This is a genomic window from Sphingomonas citri (assembly GCF_019429485.1).
In the GTDB taxonomy this organism is placed as follows: domain Bacteria; phylum Pseudomonadota; class Alphaproteobacteria; order Sphingomonadales; family Sphingomonadaceae; genus Sphingomonas; species Sphingomonas citri.
Genome location: NZ_JAHXZN010000008.1, coordinates 53,148 through 79,966, shown reverse-complemented (window position 1 = coordinate 79,966; position 26,819 = coordinate 53,148). Strand labels below are relative to the sequence as shown.

Genomic DNA, 26,819 nt, shown 5'->3' with positions numbered 1-26,819 from the left:
GACGACCCCGCTTCCTTCCCAGCTTACGGCCTTCGGTCGCCGGTTCATCCGCGCGTCGCGACCGCTTCTGATGGCTGAACCTGCGGAGTCGATCGCCGAGAATAAGCGATCGTCCATGAAGCAGGCTGTGCGAGTCCTAGTTTGCGCCGGACGAGCGGCGAACCGCTTGTGCAGCAGGCTCAGGCAAGGGGCGAGCGGCATCGCTGCGTCGGACCGTAGACGCCACTCCGGACTCGTCGAAATACAGAACCACGATCGTAGCGATCGGTGCGGCGGTGAGAATCAGCAGGAAAAGGCCCATCAGCCATTCATTGGTCGCCAGCGGCCGCGAGAAGCTAGCGCCGGGCTGCATCGACGGGTAGGGCCGCATCGGGCGCCTGCCAGTTTTCCTGGGCTGAAACGGGCGGTTCGCCGTCGCTCGGTGGGCAGACGGCCTGATCCGCGAGCGATCATAGGCGGCGCGTGCTTCGTTTTTCCCCAACACGGCGTAGGCCTCGTTGATCTCCTTAGCACGCGCAGAGACGTCCAAACCGGGGTTGGCATCTGGGTGATATTGACGAAGCAGCGCTTTCCACGCCGCATGGATAGCGTCGCGACTGGCCGTCGAGGGTACCCCAAGGACCGAGTAATAATCGGGTGAAAGAGCCATAGCTCTTCATAACCGGGCCTTCTTCGGTGATGCAACGCGCGGCCGTAGGTGCCAACAGTTCGATCGCCGACGATCCGATCCACCTCGTCGTGCTTTCGGCGCCGCCGACTTGTTATCACTCTCCCTCATTCGGTCACGCAGCGGTCCTACCTGCCCGTCAGCGTCAGCGCCGGGTTCCATCCCGGAGTGAGTACAGCAAGACTAGGCAACTGATTTTTCAGGCGTTCGGAACGACGATCGTGTGATCTGGTTGAATAACCGAGGTCGCTGACACGCGTGGTACCTCGTCGTGGTCGCCTGACCCAGGTCGCACGCGTGCAGTGATGGGTCATGCGGCATGGATCAGAAAAGTGCGCCTCTCGTCGAGGCGCTTGCGAGCATCGAGCGCAACCCGCCCGTCGGGTTCGGCGCACCCGGCCACAACCAGGGCGCCGCCATGCCGAACGGTCTTCGCGGCCTGCTCGGCCGCCGGCTGTTCCGCGCGGACGTGCTCACACCGAAGGGGCTGGACGACCGCACGGAAGGCGCGCTCGCCCTGCAGCGCGCGCACGAGATCGCCGCGGAGGCATGGAACGCTGATTTCTGTCGCTTCGTCACTGGCGGTTCGACGCAGAGCCTTCATACGGTGATGGCCGCGGTCGCCGCTCCAGGGGAGACGATCCTGATCGCGGCGAACGCGCACAAGGCGGAACGCACCTACGCTCTCGCGGCCGGGCTGGATGCCATCATCGTCCCCGTCATCATAGATGCCGAGCGTGATATCGAGCACGGGGTTGCGCCGGAGGTGCTGCGCGCAGCGCTGGCGAGCCATCCCGCCGCGCGAGCGTTCGTGCTCGTCAGCCCGACCTATTATGGCGTGACGAGCGACATCGCCGCTCTGGCCGACATCTGCCACGATCATGGCATTCCCCTGATCGTCGACGCGGCGTGGGGCGGCGCTTTCGCCTTCTGCACCGTGCTGCCCGACGACGCGCTGACGAAGGGTGCTGATGTTGCCGTCTACAGTGCCCATAAGACGATGGGAGCGTTGGCACAGGGATCGGTGATCGTAGCCAAGGGAGCGCTGATCGATCGGCAACGCCTGTGGATGGCATATGAGCTATTCGAGACGACGAGCCCGTCGGTACCGATTCTTGCCTCGCTCGATGCGGCCCGGCGCGATCACGCGCTGCGCGGCGAGCAGTTGTGGTCCGACGTGGTCGCGCTGGCCGAGGGCGCTCGCGAGCGGATCGCGGCCATGACGCCGTTGCGCGTGCTCGGCCCGGCGGAGCTGCCCGCGGGAGCCGACCTCGACGTGACCAAGATCCTGATCGACGTATCGGCGTTGAGCGTCGCCGGCTACGCGGTCGACGACTGGCTCTACGCGCACCATCGCGTGAGCGTGGGCTTGTCCGACGCACGACACCTTCTGGCGGTGATCTCCCTCGGCACTACCCGCGCCGATCTTCGAGCGTTGGAGCATGCGCTCAGCGATCTCCTCGCCCGTCTCGAGGCCGAGACTGACTTGCTGCCACCGCTGGGATCGATACCGTCGGTCGCGACGCTGTCGGTTGACATGGCCATGCCCGGACCGCGCGCGCTGAACGGCCCGGCGGAGATGGTGCGATATGAAGACGCCGCCGGACGGATCGCGGCGGAGATGATCGCCCCGGCACCGCCGGGCGTGCCTCGGCTCGTTCCAGGCCAGCGTATCTCGGCCGAGCACGTCGCCTGGCTGGTGGCGCAGCGTGACGCCGGTGCCTTCATCATGGACCCGGTAGATCCGACCGAGGCCACCCTGAGGGTCGTCAGCTAAGGTGAAGCTTATCGTCGATCGAGCGGGTACCTAGCATCCGACCACGGTCGGCATCGCACGCGACGCCGGTAACGCTTGTGGCAGACGCTGGTCCAGACGAGGAGCAGACGAGCGGATCGGCGGCAGCCGAGCGCTTGTGCAGGCTGACCTCAGCGAGCCGATCGCCACTCGCATCGTGCCGCGGGGGCGACGCGCAGCCTCATCACCGCCTCGCCACTCGCCCTGCTCTCGGCCCGAACGACGGTGGCACGGTACGCGTCGCCCAGGAGCGGTCCGGCTGACGCGCCATGGTGAAGGAGAGCGTGGCGCCGCGGGTCACCGCGTCGGCGGGCAGCCAGGCGCGGTCGCTCGCATGGCCGTCGACGCGCAGCCCGGTGACGTACGGCGCGTCGGGCGCAGCGCCGGGCGCGTCGATCACCAGCCGGACGCCGCCGGGGCGCTCGACCGTCGCGCGCGGGAACAGCGGGCTGCCGATCACCAGCTCGGCGCGCGGGATAGAGCGGGTACAGGCCCAGCGCCGACCAGACGTACCAGGACGACATCTGCCCCAGGTCGTCGTTGCCGGAGATGCCGGCGGGCGTGTTGGTCCAGATCTGCCGCATCGCCGCGCGCGCCGTCTCCTGCGTCTTCCACGGCTCACCGGTGAACAGATAGGTCCAGGGCGAGGCGATCAACGGCTCGTTGTCGAGCTCGGCGTGGAGCGGCCCCGCCTTCGTCACCGCCAAGCCGCCGTCGGGCGCGCGAAAGAAGGCGTCGAGCCGGCGCGACGCCGCGGCACGGCCGCCGAGCACGTCGATCAGCCCCGCCGGGTCGAACGGCACCATCCAGAGATATTGCGCCCCGCTGCCCTCCACCATCTCCTCGTCCAACGACGGATCGAAGCGCGGCCAACTGCCGTCGGCGCGCCGCGGCTGGAGGTAGCCGCCCGCGGGTGTCGCCGCGGGATTGTACAGGTTGCGCCACCAGCCCGAGCGCGCGCGGAACAGCTTCTCGCCGGCGTGGTCCCCGGCGTGGCGGGCCAGCTCGGCGAGTCCGAAGTCGGCCGCGGCGAGCTCGAGCGTGTCGGACACCGTGCCCCAGCCCGGCGCGCCCACGGGCATGTAGTGCAGCTTCAGCCACTGATCGAGCCCGGGCCGCTGCCCGACGCACAGCACGGGGCAGCCCTTGCGGTCGAGGTCCTTGGCGCTGGGTACCGTCGCGGCACGACGCAGTGAGGCATAGGCACGCGCGAGGTCGAACGAGCGCCCCCCGAAGGCGTAGATGGCGGCGAGCGAGGGTGGCGACGGGTCGCCGTTCATCACGCCGGTGGCGCCGGTGAGATGCGTCCAGCGGTCCCACGTCCCGCCATTCTGCTCGGCCTGGTTGAGCAGCGACTGGGCGATGTCCGACCCGCGCTGCGGGTCGAGCAGCGTGACGAGCTGTAGCTGCGAGCGATACACGTCCCAGCCCGAGTAGTTCGCATATTGGGCCTGCTGCCGCGGCGCGAGCGCGTGCACCGCGGCGTCGAAGCCACGATAGCGACCGTCGACGTCGCTGTAGAGGTTGGGCGTCATCAGCGCGTGGTACAGCGCGGTGTAGAAGACGGTGCGCTCATCGCGCGCGCCACCCTCGACTCGGATGCGGCCCAACGCCTGTTCCCACGCGGCGCGACCGGCGGCCTGTACCGAGTCAAGGCTGGCGCCGGCCGGGCTCTCGCGTTCAAGGTTGCGGCGAGCACCCGCCTCGTCGACGTACGACACGCCGACGCGCATCGTCACCGCGCGCGCGGCGTCGGGGGCGAAGCTGACCCAGCCGCCCGCCCCGCGCCCCACGGGCGGGTGACCGCGATCGCCATAGCCGGTGCCCCCGCCCCCGCTCGACGCGCCCGCGCTGACGCGGTCGTCCCGCCACGTCCCGCCGACGGTGAAGGGCTGGTCGAACTGCGCGACGAAGTGGAGCGTGTAGTAGCTCTCGCGCCGGTCCGCCGCGAGATAGCCGCAGAAATTGCCCGAGGTGACGGTGCCGCTGACGGTGCGGGCGGCGGGATCGATGCGGATCGTGGAGTCGCTGCTGCCGACCTCGCTGTCGGAGGTGCGGAACAGGAGATTGGCGGGCTTGTCCGCGGGGAAGGCGAAGCGGCCGATCGCGCTGCGCTCGGTCGCGCCGAGATCGACCGTGACGCCGTTGTCGAGGGTGACGTGGTAGGCGCCCGGCGAGGCGCGCTCGGCGGCGTGGTCGAGCAAGCTGGCGTAGCTCAATCCCGCCTCGACGGAAGCGGGCGAGCGCTCGACCGGGATCGTGACCGGCATGATCGGGACGTCGCCGCTCGCGCCGGCGCAGCCCGTGCCCGAGACATGGGTCAGGCTGAACCCGCGCACGCCGTTGCCGCGCCACTCGTAGCCGCCCGGCGCCGCGATCGGCAGCCGCTTGCCCGGCAGCGGCGTGAGCTCGGGGCTTAACGCGACCATGCCGAACGGCCGTGTCGCGCCGGGAAAGACGTTGCCGCCGTTGGTGGTGCCGATGAAAGGGTTGACGTCGGCGACGGGCGTCGATGGCCTGCCCTGCTGCGCCACGGCGAGTCCCGTGAGGCTCAGGCAGGTGGCAGCTGCCAGACCATAGCGGACCATCGCCGTCTCCGGATATTTAAGAAAGACGGCTATCTTAAGCTGAGCACAGGCTCGGTCAACCGAGCTCTTCGCGCTGAAACGACGTCGCTTTTAAGTCGCCCGCGGACGGGCACGAGCCTCAGCCGAGGCTGCGGTAGCTGGCGGCAAGCAGCCCGAGGTTCGCGCCGCTTGCGAATGGTGCGTTGCCTTTCCCTCCCACTCTACCGGATCGAGCAGGCGCGTCGCCAATGGACCACGCGCCTGCTCGCCTGCGTAATCAGGACCACGGGCGCTGGTGAAGCTGCACCGCTGACGGCGGGCGCGTTCGGGGGCGAATGACACCACCTTAAATGTCTTTTCCGACCTATGTGCGGCACGGCTGGTGCGGTCTGCTCCAGCGGCGTCGGCGCGCCCCGTTCGCGCCGGGCCGACGTCGACCGGGCGGGTCGGTCTCGCCACCAGCATAATCATCGCGACCCCGCCGCGCGACGATGGTACGCGTCCCTCGCGTCGGCAATCATCTATCGCCGCCCGCACCCGTGCCGGCGGCGCGGAAGGAAATCGCCGCGCCGAGCCTCTCAACCGTCAGCGGCACGAGCGAGGAACCGGAAAGGGCGAGATGGCGAGCGGGACGGCAGGGGGCGCGATCGACGCCGCGCGCAGGCGCCAGACCGCCGTCTGGGTGGCGCGCGAGATCCTGCCGCACGAACATCGCGTGCGCGCCTGGCTGCGGCGCGCGGGCGCCGCCCCCGAGGATTCCGACGAGCTGATCCAGGAGGCCTATTGCCGGCTCGCCATGCTGGAGGCGGTCGATCACATCGACAGCCCCTACGCCTATTTCTTCTCGATCGTGCGCAACCTGCTGGTGCGGCGGCTCAAGCGCCAGCGCATCGTGCCGCTCGAGACGATCGCCGAGATCGACGCCTATCACGACGATCGCCCCTCGCCCGAGCAGCTCGCGGCGGGGCGGCTGGCCTATGGCAAGGCGCTCGACCTGATCGCGCGCCTGCCCGAGCGCTGCCGCCGCATCGTCCAGCTGCGCAAGATCGAGGGCTGGTCGCAGCGCCAGATCGCCGAGCATCTCGGCACCACCGAGAAAGCGGTCGAGAAGCAGGTCTGGCTCGGCGTGCGGTTCCTGCGCCAGGCCTGGAGCCAGGCCGAGCAGGACGCGGACGATCTGATGGGCGAGCACGAGCAGCGCGGAGGGCGTCGGCGATGACGGGTCCGGTGACAGGTTCGGGGAACAGGCAGAGCGCGGGCGCGATCGCGGACGAGGCGGCGGCCTGGGTCGCGCGGCTCGACGCCGAGGGCTGGTCGGCCGCGGACGAGGTGCTGCTCGAGCAATGGATGGCGGCCGACCCGCGCCGCCGCGGCGCGCTGCTCCACGCCCAGGCCTGCTGGGTCGCGCTCGACCCGCCGGCGCCGCGCGCGCGCGCGACGGTGCGGCGGCGCGGGCTGTTCATGGCGGCGGGCGGCGCGATCGCCGCCTCGGTGGCGGGCGGGTTCCTGTGGCTCGCCGGGGGCACGACCTATCGCACCGAGATCGGCGAGATCCGCCGCGTCCCGCTCGCCGACGGCTCGACCGCGACGATCAACAGCGACACGCAGATCGAGGTGACGCTGGCGAGCCGCCGGCGCGAGGTCCGCATCGCCAGCGGCGAGGCGTGGTTCCGCGTCGCCAAGGATCCCGCGCGGCCGTTCGTGGTCGAGGCGGGGCAGGTGGTGGTGCAGGCGGTCGGCACCGCTTTCTCGGTGCGGCGCCGCGACGGCGGCGCGGACATCATCGTGACCGAGGGCGTGGTGCAGGTCTGGGCGGCGCAGGCCGACGGCTATCGCACCAGCCTGGTCGCGGGGCAGAGCGCCTTCTTCGGCGACAATGCGGCGGTGCGGATCAGCGACGGGCCGCCCTCGGCGGTCGACCGCGCGCTGGCGTGGCGCTCGGGCGCGATCGACCTGAGCGGCCAGACGGTCGCGCACGCGGTCGAGGACTTCAACCGCTACAACCGCCGCAAGCTCGTCCTCGCCGACCCGCGGCTCGCCGGCGAGCAGATCGACGGCATCTTCCGCACCGACGATCCGGAGGGCTTCGCCAAGGCGCTGCACGACAGCTTCGGGGTGCCGCTCGACACGTCCGACGCCGCGGCGATCCGCATCGGCCACGCGAACATCGTATCCGACGCGGAAGGAACTTCCTCGCCCATGTCTCTCCACCAGCACGGGAAAGAAACGAGACCGTGAGGAGTGGAATGATGGGGGGAATGAGGCGGCACCTGTGGCTCGCGACGGGCGCGGCGATGGTGGTGGCGGCGCAGCCGGCGATCGCGCAGGCCAAGCAGTTCGACATACCCGCGCAGCCGGCCGAGAGCGCGATCACCGCGCTCGGCCGCCAGGCCGGGGTACAGATCGTCGCGGCGCGGTCGTTCAGCCGCGGCAAGCGCACCAACGCGGTGCGCGGCGCGATGAGCGTCGACGCCGCGCTCACGCGGCTGCTCGAGGGCACCGGGCTGCGCGCCCAGCGCAGCGGGCCGCAGACCTATGTCGTGCTCGGCCCGGTCGCGGCGATGTTCGGCCCGGTGAGCGCGCCGGCGAGCGCGAGCGCGCGGCAGGTGGCCGCGGGCGAGCCGCAGCTGCCCCCCGGCGTCACCACCGACCAGCCCGCCGACGGCGCGACCGGCAGCACCACCGCCGCCAACGTGCCGGCTGAAGGCCAGGCGGAGGAGCCCGCGCGCGACGTCGTCGTCACCGGCTCGCGCATCGTGTCGAGCGGCTTCACCGCGCCGACGCCGACCCAGGTGCTGAGCTACGAGGCGATCACCAAGAACGCCCAGCCCAACGTCTTCACCACGGTGGCGCAGCTGCCCGCGCTCCAGGGCTCGACCGGCGCGACCGTCGGCGCCAACGGCACCTCCACCGGCGTGCAGGGGCTCAGCACGCTCAGCCTGCGCGGGCTCCAGCCGATCCGCACGCTGACGCTGATCGACGGCCAGCGCGTCGTCGGTGCCAACGTCACCGGCGTCGCCGACGTCAGCCTCTTCCCGCAGCTGCTGATCGAGCGGGTCGACGTCGTCACCGGCGGCGCCTCGGCCTCCTACGGCTCGGACGCGGTCGGCGGCGTGGTCAATTTCGTCACCAACACGCGCTTCACCGGCTTCCGCGCCAACGTCATGGGCGGCATCAGCACCTACGGCGACGACGCCAACTGGACCGTCCAGGCGGCCGCGGGCAAGTCGCTCGCGGGCGACCGGCTGCACCTGATCGTCAGCGGCGAGTACAGCCACGAGGACGGCATCCCCTCGGCCGGCTTCGGCGTGGGCAACGATCCCAACGGCGACGGGCCCAACGGCCGCACCTGGCTGGTCGCGCGCGGCGTGCAGAACCGCGGGATCACCACCGACGGGCTGCCGCAGTATCTCGTGCGCGACCACGTCCAGTCGACCCTGTTCGGGCGCTACGGCCTGATCAACGCGGGCCCGCTCGCGGGCACCGCCTTCGATGTCAACGGCAACCCGGTGCCGTTCCGCTACGGCACCGGCTGTCTGCCGGGCTCGTGCATCGGCGGCGATCTCAGCGGCAGCGTCACCAACGGCAACAGCTTCAAGTCCGAGATCACGCGGCTCAACTCCTACGGCCGAATCGGGTTCGACGTCGATCCCGACAATGAGATCTACGCCACGCTCAACGTCGCGCGCGTCGACACCAGCAACACGCCCAACCCCGGCTCGGCGCAGGACAACCTGACGATCCAATGCTCGAATCCGTTCGTGCCGGCGGCGATCCAGTCGGCCTGCGCGGCCAACGGCATCACCAGCTTCCGCTTCGGCACGGTCAACCCGATGTTCGACTTCATCGACGTCAACACGCGGCGGCACCAGTACCGCGGCGTGGTCGGGGCCAAGGGCAAGGTCGCGGCGTTCGGCACCGACTGGCGCTACGATGCCTATTACGAGCACGGCACCGGCATCACCGACATCAATGTCAACAACATCCCGCTGATGCCGCGCTACCGCGCCGCGATCCAGGCGGTGCGCGGCGCCAACGGCGTGATCACCTGCGCCGACCCGGTCGCGGTGGCGAGCGGCTGTTCCCCGCTCAACGTGTTCGGCGGCCAGGCGCCGACCGACGCGACGCGCTACTACATCGAGCCGCAGAACGGCCCGTACCAGCACACCCGCCAGACCCAGGACGTCGCCAGCTTCTCGGTCAGCGGCGAGCCGGTCGCGCTGCCGGCGGGGCCGCTCGCGGTCGCGTTCGGCGCGGAGTTCCGCCACGAATTCTACCGCGTCACCGCGGACCCGTACGGCAACGGCGTGCTGACCGGGAACGGCTATACCGACGACTACCCGGCGGACCCGCTGCTCAGCCAGCAGGGCGGCAACTGGTATGCGGGCAATTACCGCAACGGCAGCGGCGGCTATGACGTGCTCGAATCGTACCTCGAGCTCAACGCGCCGCTGTTCGACAGCGAGTCGATCGGCCGCGCCAACCTCAACGTAGCCGGGCGCGCGACCAACTACAGCACCTCGGGCACGGTCTACACCTGGAAGGTGGGCGGCACCTGGGACACGCCGCTCGACGGCTTCCGCCTGCGCGGCGTGACCTCGCGCGACATCCGCGCACCCAACCTGTCCGAGCTGTTCGCCGCGCCGGTGACGAGCAACCGCACCGGCACGATCGACCCGTTCAACGGCAATCGCTCGATCACGGTGCTGCAGACCACCACCGGCAACCGCGCGCTCACCCCGGAGATCGCGCGCAACACCGAGGTCGGCTTCGTGCTGTCGCGCGCCAGCTGGCTGCCCGGCTTCAGCCTGTCGGTCGACTATTTCCGCATCAAGATCGACGACGCCATCTCCGCGCTCGACGCGCAGACGCAGATCAACCTGTGCTACGGCGGCGTGCAGTTCACCTGCGGCTCGTTCGACCTGAGCAACCTCGACTCGGCGTACGTCACGGTGCAGCCGTTCAACTTCGCGTCGATCTTCACCGACGGGCTCGACATCGAGGCGAGCTACACCACCAAGCTCGACGGCATCGGCCTGCCGGGCCGGCTCAGCCTGCGCGGGCTGGCGACGCACACGATCAACTTCGTGCAGGACACCGGCCTGCCCGGCACGATCCCGCGCCAGCTCGCCGGCACCAACATCGAGGCAACCGCGGTGCCGCACTGGAAGGTGCTGGCGTCGCAGGACTGGAGCACCGACACGGTCAGCTTCACGGTGCAGGAGCGCTGGTTCAGCGCGGGCGTGTTCTCCAACGAGAACATCGTCTGCCAGACGAACTGCCCGGTCTCGACGGTCAACCACCCGACCTACGACTATAACCGCGTGCCGGGGGCGCTCTACGTCGACCTCGCGGCGTCGTACCGCTTCACCCCGGCGTTCCAGGCCTATGCCAAGGTCGACAACGTCTTCAACCGCGACGGCGAGACGGTGCCGGGCAACATCACCACGCCGACGCTGTACGACGTGGTCGGCCGCGCCTTCCGCCTTGGGCTAAGGGCGAACTTCTGACCGACTCGGTTCTCCCCGCATGGCGGGGAGGGCCGGATCCGGGTCGGTATGGACAAGAAGCTCGTCGATCCCACCCGGCAAGGGGAGGTGGCAGGCCGAAGGCCTGACGGAGGGGTGTCGCGGGTGGTGAGTCCTTTCGCCCTCGCGGGCGGCGACGCCCCTCCGTCGCGCTGCGCGCGCCAGTGCGGGCGAGATGGTGCCCCCCAGGCACCATCTTGGCTTGCCGGGGGCAAGCCAAAGCCCGCGCTCCCCTTGCAGGGGAGGATCAGCTGATTGCCAGTACACTCTAGGAATTGTCGCCATGCTCCCTCTCCTGCTGATCGCGGCGCAGGCCGACACCGCCGCACCCGCGATCGAGCGCGCGATCGCGGCGATGTCGCTGGAGGAGAAGGCCGCGCAGCTCGGCAACGCAGCGCCGGCACTGCCCGCGGCCGAGCTGCCCGCCTATGATTATTGGAGCGAGGGGCTCCACGGCCTCGCGCGCAACGGCGTCGCCACCGTCTTCCCCCAGGCGATCGGGCTGGCGGCGAGCTGGGACGTCGACCTGCTGCGCCGCGTCGGCGACGTCGTCTCGACCGAGGCGCGCGCCAAGTACAACGCGCTGCCCCGCGGCGCGGCGCGGCCGCGCTTCGCCGGGCTCCACCTGTGGTCGCCCAACATCAACATCTTCCGCGACCCGCGCTGGGGCAGGGGGCAGGAGACCTACGGCGAGGACCCGTATCTCACCGGCCGGCTCGGGGTCGCCTTCGTCCGAGGCGTGCAGGGGCCGGACCCCGCTTCCCCCAAGGCGATCGCGACGCCCAAGCATCTCGCGGTCCATTCCGGCCCCGAGGCCGGGCGCAACGCCTTCGATGTCGACGTCTCGCCGCGCGACATGGCGGAGACGTACACGCCCGCCTTCCGCCTCGCGCTGACCGAAGGCGGCGCGCTGTCGACGATGTGCGCCTATAACGCGCTGCACGGCGTGCCCGCCTGCGCCTCGACGGCGCTGCTGAACGAGCGGGTGCGCGCGCGCTGGCGCTTCGGCGGCATGATCGTCTCCGACTGCGACGCGGTCGGCTATATCGAGAGCTTCCACAACTACCGGCTCGACCTGCCCTCCGCCGCCGCGGCGGCGCTGCGCGCGGGCACCGACCTCGACTGCGGGCCGAGCTACGACGCGCTGCCCGCGGCGGTGCGGCAGGGGCTGGTGAGCGAGGCCGAGATCGACACCGCGCTGCGCCGCGTGCTCGGCTCGCGCGCCGCGCTCGGCATCGCCTTCGGGCGACGCAGCCGGTGGGACCGCATCCGCCCCGACCAGGTCGACACCCCGGCGCACCGCGCGCTTGCTGTAGAGGCAGCCGAGAAGTCACTGGTGCTGCTGACGAACAAGGACCGGCTGCCGCTCGCGGCCGGCACCCGGCTGGCGGTGATCGGCGCCAACGCCGACTCGCTCGACGTGCTCGAGGCCAATTACCACGGGACCGCCGCGGCGCCGGTGACGCCGCTGGAGGGCATCCGGGCGCGCTTCGGCGCCGCGCGCGTCCGCTACGCGCAGGGCAGCGTGCTCGCCGAGGGCGTCGCGGTGCCGGTGCCCGAGACCGCGCTCTCCGCTGATGGCCGGCCAGGCCTGCGCGGCGAGTATTTCCGCGGCGCGATCGCGGGTGGTCGCCCGCTGCTCACGCGCCAGGACCGCGTCATCGACTTCGACTGGGACCGCGCGCCGCCCGCGCGCGGGCTCGAGGACCGCGGCTACGCGGTGCGCTGGACCGGGCAGCTGACCCCGCCCGCGCCGGGCACCTACACGCTGCGGCTCGAGGTGCCGCGCTGCTTCGATTGCGACGGCCACGACCCGGTGCGGCTCTGGGTCGACGGCAAACCCGTCATCGCCGATCGCGGCAGCGACGAGGGGGTGGAGGCGAGCGTCACCTTCGCCGACGCGCGCCCGCGCGCGCTGCGGGTCGAGCTCGACCATGTCAGCGCCGACGGCGGCATCGGGCTGCGCTGGGTCGCGCCCGCCGCGGCGCAGCTGGCCGAGGCGGTGGCCGCGGCGCGCGACGCCGACGTGGTGGTCGCCTTCGCCGGCCTGTCGCCCACGCTCGAGGGCGAGGCGCTGCGGCTCGACGTGCCCGGCTTCGTCGGCGGCGATCGCACCAAGATCGAGCTGCCCGAGCCGCAGCGCGCGCTGCTCGCCGCGCTGGCGGCGACGGGCAAGCCGCTGGTGGTGGTGCAGATGACCGGCGCCGCCATCGCCGATCCCTGGACCAAGGCGACCGCCGACGCCGCGGTCGCGGCCTGGTATCCCGGCCAGGCTGGCGGCACCGCCATCGCGCGGCTGCTCGCGGGCGACATCAGCCCGAGCGGGCGGCTGCCGGTGACCTTCTACGCCGCCACGCGCGATATGCCGGCGTACATCGACTATAGCATGAAGAACCGCACCTACCGCTTCTTCACCGGCACGCCCTTGTACCCGTTCGGTCATGGGCTGAGCTACACGCGCTTCGCCTATGCCGCCGCGTCGCCCGCGGCGGTGACGATCGCGGCGGGGGCCGGGCTCGGCGCCGCGGTGCGCGTGACCAACACCGGCGCGCGTGCCGGTGACGCGGTGGTGCAGGCCTATCTCGCCCCGGTCGCGCCGCAGCCGCAGGGGCGGACCGTGCCGGTGCTGCAGCGCCAGCTCGTCGGCTTCGCGCGCGCCTCGCTCGCGCCGGGGGAGTCGCGCGAGGTGCGGCTGACGATCGACCCGCGCTCGCTCAGCCTGGTGGCGCGCGACGGCACGCGCGCGATCGTGCCCGGCGCCTATCGGCTGTTCGTGGGCGGGGGCCAGCCCGGCGACGCCGACGGCGCCTGGACCGAGCTGACGATCACGGGCGAGCGCACCGTCCTGCCGGAGTGAGCGCGTCGGTACGGTGCTTCACACCAGCGCGGACAGCCCCAGCGTCAGCACCAGCGCCACCACCGAGATCAGCGTCTCGCACACCGTCCAGCTGCGGATCGTGTCGGCAACGCTGAGCCCGAGATACTCCTTCACCAGCCAGAAGCCGCCGTCGTTGACGTGGCTCAGCACCACCGATCCCGCGCCGGTGGCGAGCACGAGCAGCTCGGGCCGCACCCCCGGGTTGGCGGCGGCGAGCGGCGCGACGATCCCCGCCGCGGTCGCCATCGCCACCGTCGCCGAGCCGGTCGCGACGCGCATCAGCGCCGCGATCAGCCAGGCGAGCAGCACGACCGGCACGTGCAGCTGCGACGCCAGCGCGACGATCGCGTCGGACGCGCCGCTGTCGGTCAGCACGCGGCCGAACCCCGCGCCGACGCCGACCACCAAGGTGATCATCGCGGTCGGCGCGAGGCACTCGTTGGTGTAGCGCTGCAGCGTCGCCGCGTTCAGGCCGCGCGCCAGGCCGAGCGTCCAATAGCTCACCAGCACCGCCGCGAGCAGCGCCACGACGGGCGTGCCGAGGAAGCGCAGCGCCTGGTCGAGCGGCGTGCCCGGCGCGGCGAGCGACGGCGCGAGGCTGCCGAGCAGCATCAGCGCGACCGGCAGGAGGAGCGTCGCCAGCGTGATGGCGAACCCGGGCAGCGCGCGATCGAGCACGTCCTCCGCCGCCGGCGGGGGCGGCACCGCGGGAGCGAGCCGCGGCACGACCCACCGCGCGTAGAGCGGCCCCGCGACCGCCGCGGTGGGCACGCCGACGATCAGCGCGAACAGCACCGTCAGCCCGACGTCGGCACCGTAGGCCTGGGTCGCGAGCATCGCTGCGGGGTGGGGCGGCACCATCGCGTGCACCACCGACAGCCCCGCCGCCATCGGCAGGCCGAGCCGCAGCGGGTGCTGGCGCAGCCGCCCCGCGACCGCGAAGACGATCGGCACGAGCAGCACGAAGCCGACCTCGAAGAACACCGGCAGGCCGACGATCAGCGCCACCGTCATCGCCGCCCAGTCGGCGCGGCGCGCGCCGAACAGGCCGATCACGGTGCGCGCGACCCGGTCGGCGCCGCCCGACTCGACCATCATCTTGCCGAGGATCGTGCCGAGCCCGACCACCAGCGCGATATGGCCGAGCGCGCTACCGACCCCGGCCTCGAACCCCTTGACGATATCGGCCGGCGCGATGCCCGCGACCAGCGCGAGCGCGAGCGACACCAACGTCAGCGCGACGAACGGGCTGAGCCGCGCGCGCACGATCAGCAGGATCAGCAGCGCGACCGCGCCGGCGGCCTCCAGCAGCAGCAGCGTGCCGCCGCTCACTCAGGGCTGCTTCCAGGCGACGCAGTCGACCTCGACCTTGCAGTCGACCACCATCTGCGAGACGACGCAGGCGCGCGCCGGCGGGTGGGCGCCGAAATATTCCTTGAAGATGCGGTTGAACGACATGAAGTCGCGCGCGTCGTCGAGCCACACGCCGCAGCGCACGACATGCTCCGGGCCGTAACCGGCTTCCTCGAGGATCTTGAGCACGTTGCGGATCGCCTGGTGGGTCTGGGGCACGATGCCGCCGTCGATCACCTCGCCGTCGACCATGGGTACCTGGCCCGAAACGTAGAGCCAGCCGTCGGCCTGGACCGCGCGCGCGAACGGCAGGTGCTGCCCGCCGGTGCCGCTGCCGCCCTCGACGCCGTAGCGCTTGATGCCGTCACTCATCGATGATGTCCTTCTCGTTGGTTCTTCTCAAAATCCTCCCCGGCACGGGGAGGATCTGTTCTGCCCTGCCTCACTACCGCGCCGCGCCCGGGCGCCGCAGCAGCCGCCCGCCGCGCTCGCCGGTGACGCCGCCGCGATCGAGCGTGGCGACGCCGTTGACCCACACGCCCAGCACCCCCTCGGCGGCGCGCGCCGGATCGTCGTAGCTGGCGCGATCGAGCACGCGCGCGGGATCGAACAGCACCAGGTCGGCGGCGAGCCCGGCGCGGACATAGCCGCGGTCGCGCAGCCCCAGCCGGTCGGCGGTGAGCCCGGTCATCTTGCGGATCGCCTCGGGCAGCACCAGCAGCCCGCGCTCGCGCACGTAATGCGCCAGCACGCGCGGGAAGCTGCCCCACAGCCGCGGGTGCGGGCGCGGGTCGCACGGCAGCCCGTCCGAGCCGATCATGGTGAGCGGGTGCGCCAGGATGCGGTCGACGTCGCTCTCCGCCATGCAGTGATAGACCGCCCCGGCGGGCTGGAGCCGATGCGCCGCCTCGCGAAGGTCGCAGCCCCAGTCGGCGGCGATGTCGGCGAGCATGCGCCCGGCCTGGTCGGGTGCCGGCTCGGACCAGGTGATCAGGATCGGTGTCTCGGGCACCACCTGCTTCAGGTCGAGCGTCGAGGAGCTCGCCGTGTAGGGATAACAGTCGCAGCCGGTCGGGTGCGTCGCCGCGGCCGCCTCGAGCCGCGCCAGGATCTCGCCGCTGCGGCCGTACTGGCTCGCCCCGGCGCATTTGAGGTGCGACACCACCAGCGGCGCGGCGGCGTGGCGCGCGATCGCGACCGCCTCGTCGATCGCGGGCAGGATCGCGGCGCCCTCGCTGCGCAGGTGCGTGGCGTAGAGCGCGCCGGTGTCGCGCAGCGCCGCGGCCACCGCCATCACCTCCTCGGTCGAGGCGTGCGCGGCATTGGCATAGGCGAGCCCGGTCGAGAGGCCGAAGGCGCCGGCGTCGAGCGCGGCGGCGAGGTCGGCGCGCATCGCCTCGCGCTCGTCCTCCGCGGCGTCGCGGTCGAGCCGATCGAGGCGGCGCGCGCGCAGCGCGGTGTGGCCGACCAGCGCGACCACGTTGGTCGCGGGCATCGCCGCGTCGACCGCGGCGGCGTAAGCGGCGAAGTCGACGTAGGCGAAGTCGCCGGGCGCACCGAGCAGCACCATCGGATCGGGCAGGGCGTCGCCCGCGCGGCCCGCGCCCGCGCTGATCCCGCAGTTGCCGACCACCACGGTGGTGACGCCCTGTGTGATCTTGGGCGTCATCGCCGGCGCGGTGATCGCGACCAGGTCGTCGTGGGTGTGCGCGTCGATGAAGCCGGGCGCGAGCGCGAGCCCGCGCGCGTCGACCGCGTCCTCGGGCGGGATGTCCGAGGCGGGAGCGACCGCGGCGATGACGCCGTCGCGCACGGTCACGTCGGCGCGGTAGCCAGCGGCGCCCGAGCCGTCGTACAGCTCGGCGCCGGCGATGATCGTCTCGGTCATGGCTCCTCCCCGTCGCGATGCCGTCGACACTGTCTCCTGCCGCGTGATTAATGTAAACATTTTTAGGTATCTGGGAGACACAAGGTGGACGAGCTGAACAAAGGGGTCGGGCAGGGCGGCAGCGGGTGGGACCTGCTGGCGGGCGACGTGCCGCTCCCCGCGGCGGTGCTGAGCGGCCCCGACATGGCGCACAATCTCGCCTGGATGCGCGCCTTCATCAATTCCTACGGCCTGGCGCTGGCGCCGCACGGCAAGACCACGATGGCGCCCGCGCTGTTCCGCCGCCAGCTCGACGCCGGCGCCTGGGGGATCACGGTTGCGACGAGCCAGCAGGCGCGCGTCGCCGCGGCGCACGGCGTCGAGCGCGTCCTGATCGCCAACCAGGTGGTCGGCGCGGCCAATGTCGCCGCGGTGGCCGAGCTGGCGGCGCGTCCCGGGCTCGACCTGCTCTGCCTGGTCGACAGCCCCGCCGGGGTGGCGCAGCTCGGCGCGGCGTGCCGCGCGCGCGGCGCCACGCTCGACGTGCTGATCGAGCTCGCGCCCGAGCGCGACCAGGAGGGGCTGCGCTGCGGCGTGCGGGACGCGGCGCAGCTCGACGCGGTGCTCGCGGCGCTGGCGGACTGGCGCGGCGCGCTGCGGCTCGCGGGGATCGAGTTCTACGAGGGCGTGCTCGCCGACGAGGCGTCGGTGCGACGCTTCGCCCGCCGCGCGGTGGCGACGGTCGAGCGGCTGGTGGCTCAGGGCGCGGTCGAGCGGTGCCCGGCGATCCTGACGGGGGCGGGCTCGGCCTGGTACGACGTGGTCGCGGAGGAGAGCGCGGCGGTGACGCGCGGCGGCGCGGTGCAGGTGGTGCTGCGCCCCGGCTGCTACATCAGCCACGACGACGGGCTGTACCGCGTCGCGCAGGAACAGATCCTGCGCCGCAATCCCGTCGCGCCGGGGCTGGGCGAGCCGCTGCGGCCGGCGCTGCGGGTGTGGGCGGCGGTCCAGTCGATCCCCGATCCGGCACGCGCGGTGGTGGCGATGGGCAAGCGCGACGTCGCCTTCGACGCCGGCCTGCCGCGCCCGGCGACGCGCCATCGGCCGGGAGAGGACGCGCGCCCGGGCGCGGCGCCGCCGCACTGGACGGTGACGGGGCTGATGGACCAGCACGCCTATCTGGCGATCGCGCCGGGCGATGATCTCGCGGTCGGCGACGTGATCGCCTTCGACATCTCACACCCGTGCCTCACCTTCGACAAATGGCGGCGCATCTTGGTGGCGGACGCGGAGCACCGCGTCACCGAGGTGATCGAGACGTTCTTCTGAGCGCGGGCAGCATGATATTCAAAAAATGTTAATAATAGGAAGGTTGAGCCTTACAACGGCATCTTAGAGCTAAATTGCAAAGACCATGACGGAAACGTGGCCAGTGGAAAATTGAATGGCAGTCTTGACGTGCTTTTGCGATCGTCCGTCAGCACCCGTAAGCTTGGCTTATTTCATTAGCTGCAAGCTCGGTGAGATCACTTTTAAACCGCTAAGATACATGTTCTAACATCGTTGCGGAAGATTACTTGCCGCTGTCAAGACTCGGCAGCGCCAAATAGCATCAGCATCCACTGGCCTGATCCAAGCATTGATTAGTTCTGAGTCGGATGTTACGTTTGATGCCGATGTCGCCTGCTGTATGGGAGCAGATATCGTACGATCGGAGTGTGCATAACATGCGGTACATAGCTACGATGGTAATGCTTGTTTCATCAGCGCAAAAATCACGGGGGATCGGGCCGAGAGTTAATTTCATATTCTTTGTATTGTTGTTTGTCTTTCTACTGTACTGGCGATACAGCACCTTAATCGTTCTTCACGACCACGAAGGAATGATAGATGCAGCCCTTGCTATCTTAGGCAGCATCTGGATAGTTATCACCCTTGTAGTCGGGTGGGTTTCGATGCGTACAAATTGCTTACATAGCCGTGAACCGTGCCCCACCCCGCCGGACTCCGGCCTTGAAGAGGCAGATGTCACCGCCGCGGCGATGGACCGGCGGGATGATCCCTGACGATGGAGAACAACCCTATCCTCGAGAAACGTCTGACGATGCACCGATTTCAGGCGCACGATGCAGTGGCGAACCACGGTTGCGAACGTCCGCAAGCGGAAAATTTTAAGGAGCAGCCGCTCTCGAGTCGGTGATTTGCGAATCGCCGGCACTGGCTGACCCCGGTCGCTTTCGCCGAGAAGAATATTGGCTGCGAAAAGCTGGCTGTGGATAAAGCCGTGCTGCGACGTGCCTGGTTCGTCTGGGCATATATGGGTCGCCATCTACCGACGATCTGCACATTGATCGTCAGCCGTTCACTACTGGATCCGGATCGCGTTGAGGTGCCGTGACGGTCGGTCACCTTCAGCGGTACGGTTGCACCCTGAAGATAGGATGCAACGACGGTCGACCCGTCGATGAGTCATGTGCCACAGCTAGCTGAACGGTCAGCGATCAACCACTAAACTGGCGACGCAATTTCGCGCCGCCAGCCTTAATCGACTCAATTGCTGTCGGAATCGTCTCCGTCGTCCGCGATGATGATGATGCCGGCGATCACTGCGGCCGCGGCCACGGCAGCGACGATAGCGCCGCCGCCACCCAACATCTCGCTCGAGCGGCTGGCGGAGGAGGCGGCGCGCCCAGATTTGGCGACAGATAGCGATGCGGCCGGATTTGCCCGTGCCGCGAGAGCGGGCGCGGCGGCGAGGGTCAGCGCGGCAGTGGCGCCGAGAAACTTCACGATCATGGTCGTCTCCTTGGTGGGGCGGTCGGCGTTGTGCCAGATCCGAAGTACCCCACTAGCAGACGGAGACGTGCGGCCGATACCTTTATGCGGCGACAATCATCTTTTCATCCGCAATGAACCAAGGTTTCGCACAAACCGCTCCGTCCTGCCCCTCGAGAACAAGATCATAGGGGCTCATCATTGCGTAGACTGCTTGCTTCCACCAGCCTGTCCACTTTGATTGTCACCGGCGTAGCGTCGGCGGAGACCGCCATCGACACTCGCCAGACCACGTCGGTGCGCACCTCCACCGTGAAGGCCGGCGCGCGCGATGACCTGCGGATCGGCGCCAACGGCGCCGTCGTGCCCACCAGCGGCGTCGCGGTGACGATCGACAGCGACAACAAGGTCGCCAACGGCGGCCTCGTCCAGATCACGGACGCCAGCGACGCCACCGCGATCCTTACGCAGGACAACGTGCGCGGCGACATCGCCAACACCGGCAAGCTGATCCTCGACGAGACCTACGCGCCGGCGGACGCCGACAAGGACGGCGATCTCGACGGTCCCTTCGCGAATGGCGCCCGGCGCTACGGCATCCGCACCGCCGGCCGGTTCACGGGCAACATCGGCAACGCCGGCGAGATCATGGTCGAGGGCAACGACTCCGCGGGCATCTATCTTGGCGGGGCGGCCACAGGAGACGTCACCCACGACGGCAAGACGACCGTCGTCGGCGACCGCTCCGTCGGCGTGCGACTGGACGCCGTGAGCGGCAGCGTGACGCTCGGCGGCACGATCACCGCGTCAGGCCAGGGCGCGGTCGGCGCACGGCTCGACGGCGATGTCGGCGGAGCGCTCACCGTGCAGGGGCTGATCGGCGCGACGGGCTATCGCTACACCTCGCCGCCCACGGGCGCATCGAAGCTCGACGCCGACGACCTGCTCCAGGGCGGGCCCGCGCTGATCGTCGCCAGTAACGTGGGCGGCGGCATCGTGCTCGGCAATGCCACCGGCAAGGTCGCCGACGTCGTCAGCTTCGGCGGCGCGCCCGCCTTCCAGATCGGCACCGCCGGGCGTGCGGTTACGATCGGCGCGGTCTCGGGCAAGACCCCCGCGGCGGGGCTGGTGATCGACGGCAAGGTCACCGCGGACGGCGTCTACGCGGGCGTCGCGTCGAACTCGCTGGCGATCGGCGGCCTCGGCGGCGCCGTCACGATCACGGGCGGCGTGGCGGTGGGCGGCAGCGTCCAGGCGGGGGCGAGCGGCGGCAACGCCACCGCGATCCGCTTCGGCGCCGGCGCGACCACGCCCGAGCTGCGCGTCGGCGGCCTCGTCAACGCGGCCGCGACGGGCGGTGCGACCCAAGCGATCGCGGTGTCGGTCGAGGCGGGGGCCTTGCTCCCCGCGATCCGCAACAGCGGGACGATCCGCGCCGGCGCGGGCACGGCCGCGACCGCGATCCTCGATCGCTCGGGCACGCTGCTGCTGGTCGAGAACAGCGGGGCCATCGTCGCGAGCGGCGCCAGCTCCGCCAGCGGGAACGTCGCGATCGATCTCTCGGCGACGACCTCGGGCACGGTCGTACGCCAGGTGGTGGGCGCGAGCGGCGCCACCGCCCCGTCGATCACAGGCGTCATCCGCTTCGGCAGCGGCGACGATCTGCTCGAGGTTGGGGCCGGCACGGTCGCCGGCGACGTGACGTTCGGCGCTGGCAGCAACCGGCTGACGATGGCGGGAGCGAGCGGCTACGCCGGCACCGCGACCTTCGGCGCGGGTGCCGACACGCTCGCGATCTCGGGCACCGCCAAGTTCGCCGGCACCGCTGACTTCGGGGGCGGCGCGGATCGCCTGACGATCGCGGGCACCGGCGTGTTCGCCGGCCGTCTCCTCAACGCTGGCGGCGCCGCCGTCAGCGTCGCGGCGGGCGGCGGCACCTTCGCGCCGACCGGCGCCACCAGCATCGGCTCGCTCGATCTCGGCGCCAAGTCGGTGCTGAGCGTCGGCCTCGACCGCGCGAACCCCGCCGCCAACGTCATCCAGGTCGCCGGCGCCACCACCATCGGCACCGACACCAAGCTCGCGCTGCGCGTGACTGGCGGCAGCGACGTCGCGGGCCGTTACGTCGTGCTCACCGCGGGCACGCTGACCGGCGCGTCCAATCTGTCGCTCACCACCGAGAACGTGCCCTTCCTCTACAAGGGGGCATTGGTGACGACGCTGCCCAACCAGATCGCCGTCGACGTGATCCGGAAAGCGACGGGCGAGCTCGGCTTCAACCGCGCTCAGGCGAGCGCCTTCGACGCGATCGACAAGGCGCTCGGCGGTGACGCGAAGCTCGCCGCGGCGATCCGCGGCATCTACGATGGAGGCGAGTTCCGCGGTGCGGTCGATCAGATGCTGCCCAACTACGCTGGCGGCGTGTTCGAGGGCGTGACGCTCGGCTCGCGCGTCGCGGCACGACAGCTGCTGGAGCCGAGCGGCCGCTTCACGGAGGAGGGAAGCTGGGGTGCCTGGCTCACCCCGCTCGGCTGGGACTCGTCGAAGGCGACGCGCGAAACGCTCAGCTACGACGTGAACGGCTGGGGCTTCTCGGGCGGGCTCGAGCGGAAGACCGGCATGGGCAACATCGGCGTGTCACTGAGCTACCTGTCGGGCCGCGACAGCGAGGGCGAGGCGCTCAACCGCGTCGACCACAAGCAGTACGAGCTCGCCGGCCACTGGCGCGGCCACTGGGGCGGCCTGTCCGCCAGCGCACGGGCGTCGGCGGCGTGGATCTCGCTCGACAGCGTGCGGCGCTTCGACGGCGCGATCGGCAACGAGGCGGTCAGCCGCCGCGCCACCGCCGACTGGAACGCGCAGCTCTACTCGGGCGCGGCGGCCGTCGCGTACGAGCACCTGATCGGGCGCATCTCGCTGCGACCCACGGTCGCGCTCGACTACTACCGCCTCAACGAGGATGCCTATCGCGAGAGCGGCGGGGGCACCGCGATCGACCTCGCAGTGCGCGAGCGCACCAGCGACGAGCTGGCGTTGACCGGCAGCCTCGCCGCTGGCCTGAACATCGGCGGCTCGAACCGCTACGACCAGTGGACCAGGCTCGAGCTCGAGGGCGGCTGGCGCGAGCGCGTCGCCGGCGCGCTCGGCCAGACCACGGCCAGCTTCGCCAACGGTACGGCGTTCACGCTAGACCCCGAGGCGCGCGACGGCGGCTGGGTCGCCAAGGCGCGCGCGGTCACCGGTACCAGCGAGGTCAGGCTCAGCGGCGAAGCTGCCGCCGAGCGCCGCTTCGGCGACGTCGCGCTCTCCGCACGCGCCGCTCTCCAGTTCGCCTTCTAGGCGAACCGCACGTGCATCCCCCTGCCACGTGCGGACTACGGGAGCTCCACCCGTCCACCCCTAGCGGGTGGAGCTCCTTCTCTCTTCGAGCGACGACGGCTAGGGACGCGCTGTTTCCAAGACCACAGACAGTGAGACCCATGCCCCCGACCGGGCTCGAAGCCGTCTACCTCGACAACCGCGACCGGCTCGTCCGCTTCCTCGTCGCGCGCGGGGCGGGCGATGCGGCGGAGGACCTGTTGCACGACCTGTGGATCAAGGTCTCGGCGCGACCGAACGGACCGATCGACAACCCGCTCTCCTATCTCTTCCGCGCCGCCGACACGCTGATGATCGATCGTCACCGCTCGCGCATCAAGGCGCAGGCGCGCGACCATGCTTGGAGCGAGGCAAGCGCGAGCGAGGCGGCGACGGGCGAGCGCGTCGTCGCTGCGCGCCAGGAGGTGGCGCGCGTCGCACAGGTGCTCGCCGATCTCGGCACGCGTCGGGAGACGGTGTTCCGCCGCGCGCGCATAGACGGCGTATCGCAGCGCCAGATCGCCGCCGAGCTCGGCGTCAGCCTCAGCACAGTGGAGGCTGACCTCCGCGTCGCCTGCCGCGCGCTCGCCGCCCTGAAGGAAGAACTATGACCCGGATCGACGAGGAAGCGGTGGACTGGGCGGCGCGCGTGGCGGATCGCGATTTCACCGACTGGGACGGCTTCACCACCTGGCTCGAGGCCGACGCCGCCCGTTCGGCCCGCTATGACGCCGCGGTTCTCGCGCTCGCAGGCGCCGAGCGCACGGTGGCGCAGCTGCCTGCCGGTACTTCGGTGGTGGCCACAGCGTCGCAAAAGCCTGGCCCGGCCCGCCCTCATGCCGGACGCTGGCTTGGTGCCGCAGCGGCTGCTGCCGTGATCGGTGCGATCGGAGTCACCGCCTGGCAGGAGCGGGCAAAGCCCTACGCCGTGGAGACCCGCGCCGGAGAGCAGCGCGTCCTGGCGCTCGCAGACGGCAGCTCGGTGATCCTCGCTGGGGGGTCGCGGGTCATGCTCGATCGCGCGGATCAGCGACGTGCCATCGTGGAAGCCGGTGAAGCGCTCTTCCGCGTCCGTCACGATGCGGCACGGCCCTTCCGCGTCGACGCGGGCGGCCTCGCGCTGACCGACATCGGGACCGTCTTCGACGTGAAGCGTGCCGGCGCGCTGACCCGTGTCGCGGTCTCTGAAGGCGCGGTGCTCGTCGATCCCGACGGTGCGGCCCTGCGTCTTGATGCAGGCGAGACGGTCGTTGCGGAGGGTGATCGCCTGGTGGAAGGCCGAGTGGCGGTGTCGGACGTTGGGGCGTGGCACGAGGGCCGCTTGGCCTATGACGGTGCCCCGCTCGGCGAAGTAGCGGCGGACCTGTCACGCCAGCTCGGCCGTCGTGTGCGGGTCTCGCCGGCAGTGGCGACCCGGCAGTTCCAAGGTACGCTGGACCTGCCCAGCCTGCGCTCCGATCCGGCGACGCTGGGGGCGCTGCTCGACGTGAGGGTGCATGTCGACGCATCAGGCTGGACTCTGGAACCACGCGAGTGAGAGGGGCGGAGGGCAGATGTCCTCGTCCCTTCCCGACTGAAACAGAAGTGCCCGCAAGACTCATATTGCGGCAGGTTCGGCGCGCTCTCCTGTTCTCGCGGCTGGTGCCGCTTGCGATGGCTGCGGCGCTCTGGGCGGCCCCCGCGGCGGCACAGGTCCTGTCGCTCGATCTGCCTGCGGCGCCGCTTGGCCGGCAGGTCATAGCGCTCGGGCGTGCGGCGCGGATCAGCGTAGTGGTGCCTGACCGCCGTCTCTGGGCCCGTCCGGTTCCGGCTCTCCACGGCCGATACGATCCCGCCGCCGCTCTTCTCACTATCGCCAAGGCGGCTAGCGCCCGCGTCCAGCCGATCGGTGCGGCGAGCTGGAGGATCGTCCCGACTACGATCCCGGCGCCAACGCCGCGGCGACTGCCTGCCGACAGGGTTTCGCAAGCCGAGCCTGCTCCCGACGACGTGATCGTCACCGCGAGCAAGCGTGAGATCCCGCACGAGCGCTTCGCCGGGGACACGCACCGCGTCGAGGGCGTCGAGCTCAAGCTCGGCGGCTCCGGCGGCACCGACCGGCTGACCACTCGCCTCGCCAGCATCGCCTCCACCTACCTGGGTGCAGGGCGCAACAAGCTCTTCATCCGCGGCATCGCCGATTCGAGCTTCACCGGCCCTACGCAGGCTACGGTCGGCCAGTACCTCGGCGACCTGCGTCTGAGCTACAACGCGCCCGATCCCGACCTTAGACTCGCCGACCTCGCCGCCGTCGAGGTGCTCGAGGGGCCCCAGGGAACGCTCTACGGTGCAGGCTCGCTGGGCGGACTGATCCGCCTCGTGCCGAACGAGCCCGATCTGGCAGCGAGCTACGGCAGCGCGACGCTCGGCGGCGCGCTCACGGCGCACGGTGCGGGCAGCGCCGACGCGCAGGCCACCCTCAATCTTCCGATCGTCGATGACCGGCTCGGGCTCCGTGTGGTTGGGACAGCCGCGCGCGAGGGCGGCTACATCGACAAGCCGGCGCTGGGACGCACCGACGTGAACGCCACCCGCATCTACGGCGGCCGCGCCGCGGCGCTGCTGCGGCTGGGGGACGGCTGGAGCGCCGAGGTGATCGCCGTGGGGCAGCGCATCCGCGGCGCGGATAGCCAGTATGCCGACCGGGACGCAGCGCCGCTGACGCGGGACGCCATGGTCACGGAGGGGTTCCGCGCGGACTTTGCGCAGGCGCAGCTGGTGCTCGCGGGGCAGCTCGGTGCGGTACGGCTGCGCTCCACGACGGGTGTCACTGCGCACGACCTCACCGAGCGCTACGACGCCACGCCGCCCGGCGGTCCGCCACAGCTCTTCGCCCAGGCCAACCGCACGCGGATGACCGCCAACGAGACCCGGCTGTGGCAGTCCGCGCCCGACGGCTCGGGCTGGCTCGCCGGCTTCAGCTACGTCCGCAACGACACACGGCTCCGACGGCTGTTCGGCGCGCCCGACACTCCGCTGCCGACGACGGGCGTCGCCAACCGCATCGACGAGACCACGCTGTACGGCGAGGCTGGCGTGCGGATGCTGCCGGGACTGCTCACCTCCGCCGGTCTGCGCGTCACCCGGACCGAGCTCGGCGGGGCAGGCGAGGACGTCCCGGAGTTCGCGCTGGCGGCCGCGCGGGCGACGTCAGCGAGCAGGCGTCAGACGATCGCGCTTCCGGCCGCCTCCGCGCTCATCGACCTGGCGCCGCACACAAGCCTGTTCCTGCGCTATCAGCAGGGCTTCCGTCCCGGCGGCATCGCAATCGACGGCGACTACGTCCGCCGCTTCCGCGACGACCGCGTGGCCACGATCGAGGCCGGGGTGCGCACGGGTCGGCCGCGGCGCGATGCCCTCGACCTCGCGGTGACGGTTGCGCGCACGTCCTGGCGGGACATCCAGGCCGACTTCATCGATCCGTCAGGGCTGCCGACGACGGCCAATGTGGGGGACGGGCGACTGTGGACCATCGAGGCGACTGCCGGCGCCGTCCCGATTGCCGGCGTCCGCGTCGAGACTGCGGCGACCTTCAACGACAGCGAGATCGACGAACCCTCCGCGGATCTAGTCCACGCCCTTACCGCAGGTGTCGCGTCCGATGTCGCCGACGCGCGCGCGCAGGTGCTGGCGCGGCTTCGACAGATCCCGAACATCGCTCGGATCACGACTCGACTGGGCGTCAGCTACGACGGGCAGTTCGGGGCACGGGCGCTCCGGCTCGACGGCTGGCTGCGTTACGTCGGCCGCTCGAGGCTGGGCGTCGGACCCGTGCTTGGCCAAGCGCAGGGCGACTATGTCGACACCGGGCTTACCGCACGCCTGGCGTTCGGCCCGGTGGCCCTGACGGCCGGCGTGACCAACCTCCTCGACACGCAGGGGAATCGCTTCGCGCTGGGAACTCCCTTCACGACCGGGCGCGAGCAGGTGACCCCGCTGCGGCCGCGCACGCTGCGCGTCGGCGTCGACGCGAGCTTCTGAGGTGCGCATGAC

Annotated in this window: 15 protein-coding genes and 1 pseudogene; 10 read left to right on the top strand and 6 right to left on the bottom strand. The window is 70.7% G+C overall.

Annotation, left to right across the window (positions count from 1 at the left end; all coding sequences use genetic code 11):
* Nucleotides 1–136: 136 nt before the first annotated feature.
* The gene (locus tag KZ820_RS17545) at nt 137–649 is read right to left on the bottom strand and encodes a J domain-containing protein (RefSeq protein WP_219750089.1); all 513 of its coding nucleotides are present in this window, start codon (nt 647–649) and stop codon (nt 137–139) included.
* Nucleotides 650–986: 337 nt separating this feature from the next.
* Here KZ820_RS17545 and KZ820_RS17540 point away from each other — a divergent pair, with 337 nt between their 5' ends.
* On the top strand, nt 987–2,444 hold the full coding sequence (locus KZ820_RS17540; protein WP_219750087.1) for an aminotransferase class I/II-fold pyridoxal phosphate-dependent enzyme: 1,458 nt from the start codon (nt 987–989) through the stop codon (nt 2,442–2,444).
* Nucleotides 2,445–2,646: 202 nt separating this feature from the next.
* On the opposite strand, the pseudogene KZ820_RS17535 reads toward KZ820_RS17540, so the two are convergent.
* Nucleotides 2,647–5,050: pseudogene (locus tag KZ820_RS17535) on the bottom strand (GH92 family glycosyl hydrolase).
* Nucleotides 5,051–5,648: 598 nt separating this feature from the next.
* On the opposite strand from KZ820_RS17535, the gene KZ820_RS17530 reads away from it, so the two are divergent.
* The 4 genes from KZ820_RS17530 (at nt 5,649) to KZ820_RS17515 (ending at nt 13,414) form a co-directional block, all read left to right on the top strand.
* A complete protein-coding gene (locus KZ820_RS17530; protein WP_258048308.1) occupies nt 5,649–6,248 on the top strand; it encodes an RNA polymerase sigma factor in 600 nt (199 codons plus the stop codon).
* Nucleotides 6,245–7,267 (top strand): FecR family protein, encoded by a 1,023-nt coding sequence (locus tag KZ820_RS17525; RefSeq protein WP_219750083.1) that lies wholly within the window; start codon nt 6,245–6,247, stop codon nt 7,265–7,267. Before KZ820_RS17530 ends, KZ820_RS17525 begins: the two co-directional genes overlap by 4 nt.
* Before the next feature lie 20 nt (nt 7,268–7,287).
* On the top strand, nt 7,288–10,539 hold the full coding sequence (locus KZ820_RS17520) for a TonB-dependent receptor domain-containing protein (protein WP_219750081.1): 3,252 nt from the start codon (nt 7,288–7,290) through the stop codon (nt 10,537–10,539).
* Between the two features lie 301 nt (nt 10,540–10,840).
* Nucleotides 10,841–13,414, top strand: a complete 2,574-nt coding sequence (locus tag KZ820_RS17515) for a glycoside hydrolase family 3 protein (protein WP_219750079.1) — start codon at nt 10,841–10,843, stop codon at nt 13,412–13,414.
* Between the two features lie 18 nt (nt 13,415–13,432).
* Here the strand turns inward: KZ820_RS17515 and KZ820_RS17510 are convergent, their stop codons facing one another.
* From KZ820_RS17510 to KZ820_RS17500, 3 genes are all read right to left on the bottom strand, one after another.
* Entirely contained in the window at nt 13,433–14,767 is a 1,335-nt protein-coding gene (locus KZ820_RS17510) for a GntT/GntP/DsdX family permease (protein ID WP_219750077.1), read from the bottom strand.
* On the bottom strand, nt 14,768–15,160 hold the full coding sequence (locus KZ820_RS17505; RefSeq protein ID WP_219750075.1) for a RidA family protein: 393 nt from the start codon (nt 15,158–15,160) through the stop codon (nt 14,768–14,770).
* Between the two features lie 73 nt (nt 15,161–15,233).
* Nucleotides 15,234–16,676, bottom strand: coding sequence for an N-acyl-D-amino-acid deacylase family protein (locus tag KZ820_RS17500; protein ID WP_219750073.1), 1,443 nt, complete (start codon nt 16,674–16,676; stop codon nt 15,234–15,236).
* 84 nt (nt 16,677–16,760) lie between these two features.
* On the opposite strand from KZ820_RS17500, the gene KZ820_RS17495 reads away from it, so the two are divergent.
* Entirely contained in the window at nt 16,761–17,984 is a 1,224-nt protein-coding gene (locus KZ820_RS17495; protein WP_219750071.1) for an alanine racemase, read from the top strand.
* Nucleotides 17,985–19,205: 1,221 nt separating this feature from the next.
* Here the strand turns inward: KZ820_RS17495 and KZ820_RS17490 are convergent.
* The gene (locus KZ820_RS17490; protein WP_219750069.1) at nt 19,206–19,451 is read right to left on the bottom strand and encodes a hypothetical protein; all 246 of its coding nucleotides are present in this window, start codon (nt 19,449–19,451) and stop codon (nt 19,206–19,208) included.
* 180 nt (nt 19,452–19,631) lie between these two features.
* On the opposite strand from KZ820_RS17490, the gene KZ820_RS17485 reads away from it, so the two are divergent.
* The 4 genes from KZ820_RS17485 (at nt 19,632) to KZ820_RS17470 (ending at nt 26,807) form a co-directional block, all read left to right on the top strand.
* Nucleotides 19,632–22,769, top strand: a complete 3,138-nt coding sequence (locus KZ820_RS17485; protein ID WP_219750067.1) for an autotransporter outer membrane beta-barrel domain-containing protein — start codon at nt 19,632–19,634, stop codon at nt 22,767–22,769.
* A gap of 140 nt (nt 22,770–22,909) precedes the next feature.
* A complete protein-coding gene (locus tag KZ820_RS17480; protein ID WP_219750217.1) occupies nt 22,910–23,398 on the top strand; it encodes an RNA polymerase sigma factor in 489 nt (162 codons plus the stop codon).
* A complete protein-coding gene (locus KZ820_RS17475; protein ID WP_219750066.1) occupies nt 23,395–24,324 on the top strand; it encodes a FecR family protein in 930 nt (309 codons plus the stop codon). The genes KZ820_RS17480 and KZ820_RS17475 overlap by 4 nt, the downstream gene beginning before the upstream one ends.
* A 116-nt stretch (nt 24,325–24,440) precedes the next feature.
* A complete protein-coding gene (locus tag KZ820_RS17470) occupies nt 24,441–26,807 on the top strand; it encodes a TonB-dependent receptor (protein WP_219750064.1) in 2,367 nt (788 codons plus the stop codon).
* Nucleotides 26,808–26,819 lie beyond the last annotated feature (12 nt).

Excerpts from the sequence above, each read along its gene's own strand:
- KZ820_RS17500 (WP_219750073.1), bottom strand. The coding sequence starts at position 16,676 with ATGACCGAGACGATCATCGCCGGCGCCGAGCTGTACGACGGCTCGGGC.
- KZ820_RS17530 (WP_258048308.1), top strand. The coding sequence starts at position 5,649 with ATGGCGAGCGGGACGGCAGGGGGCGCGATCGACGCCGCGCGCAGGCGC.
- KZ820_RS17525 (WP_219750083.1), top strand. The coding sequence starts at position 6,245 with ATGACGGGTCCGGTGACAGGTTCGGGGAACAGGCAGAGCGCGGGCGCG.
- KZ820_RS17520 (WP_219750081.1), top strand. The coding sequence starts at position 7,288 with ATGAGGCGGCACCTGTGGCTCGCGACGGGCGCGGCGATGGTGGTGGCG.
- KZ820_RS17470 (WP_219750064.1), top strand. The coding sequence starts at position 24,441 with ATGGCTGCGGCGCTCTGGGCGGCCCCCGCGGCGGCACAGGTCCTGTCG.
- KZ820_RS17505 (WP_219750075.1), bottom strand. The coding sequence starts at position 15,160 with ATGAGTGACGGCATCAAGCGCTACGGCGTCGAGGGCGGCAGCGGCACC.
- KZ820_RS17540 (WP_219750087.1), top strand. The coding sequence starts at position 987 with ATGGATCAGAAAAGTGCGCCTCTCGTCGAGGCGCTTGCGAGCATCGAG.
- KZ820_RS17515 (WP_219750079.1), top strand. The coding sequence starts at position 10,841 with ATGCTCCCTCTCCTGCTGATCGCGGCGCAGGCCGACACCGCCGCACCC.
- KZ820_RS17480 (WP_219750217.1), top strand. The coding sequence starts at position 22,910 with ATGCCCCCGACCGGGCTCGAAGCCGTCTACCTCGACAACCGCGACCGG.
- KZ820_RS17545 (WP_219750089.1), bottom strand. The coding sequence starts at position 649 with ATGGCTCTTTCACCCGATTATTACTCGGTCCTTGGGGTACCCTCGACG.
- KZ820_RS17490 (WP_219750069.1), bottom strand. The coding sequence starts at position 19,451 with ATGATCGTGAAGTTTCTCGGCGCCACTGCCGCGCTGACCCTCGCCGCC.
- KZ820_RS17475 (WP_219750066.1), top strand. The coding sequence starts at position 23,395 with ATGACCCGGATCGACGAGGAAGCGGTGGACTGGGCGGCGCGCGTGGCG.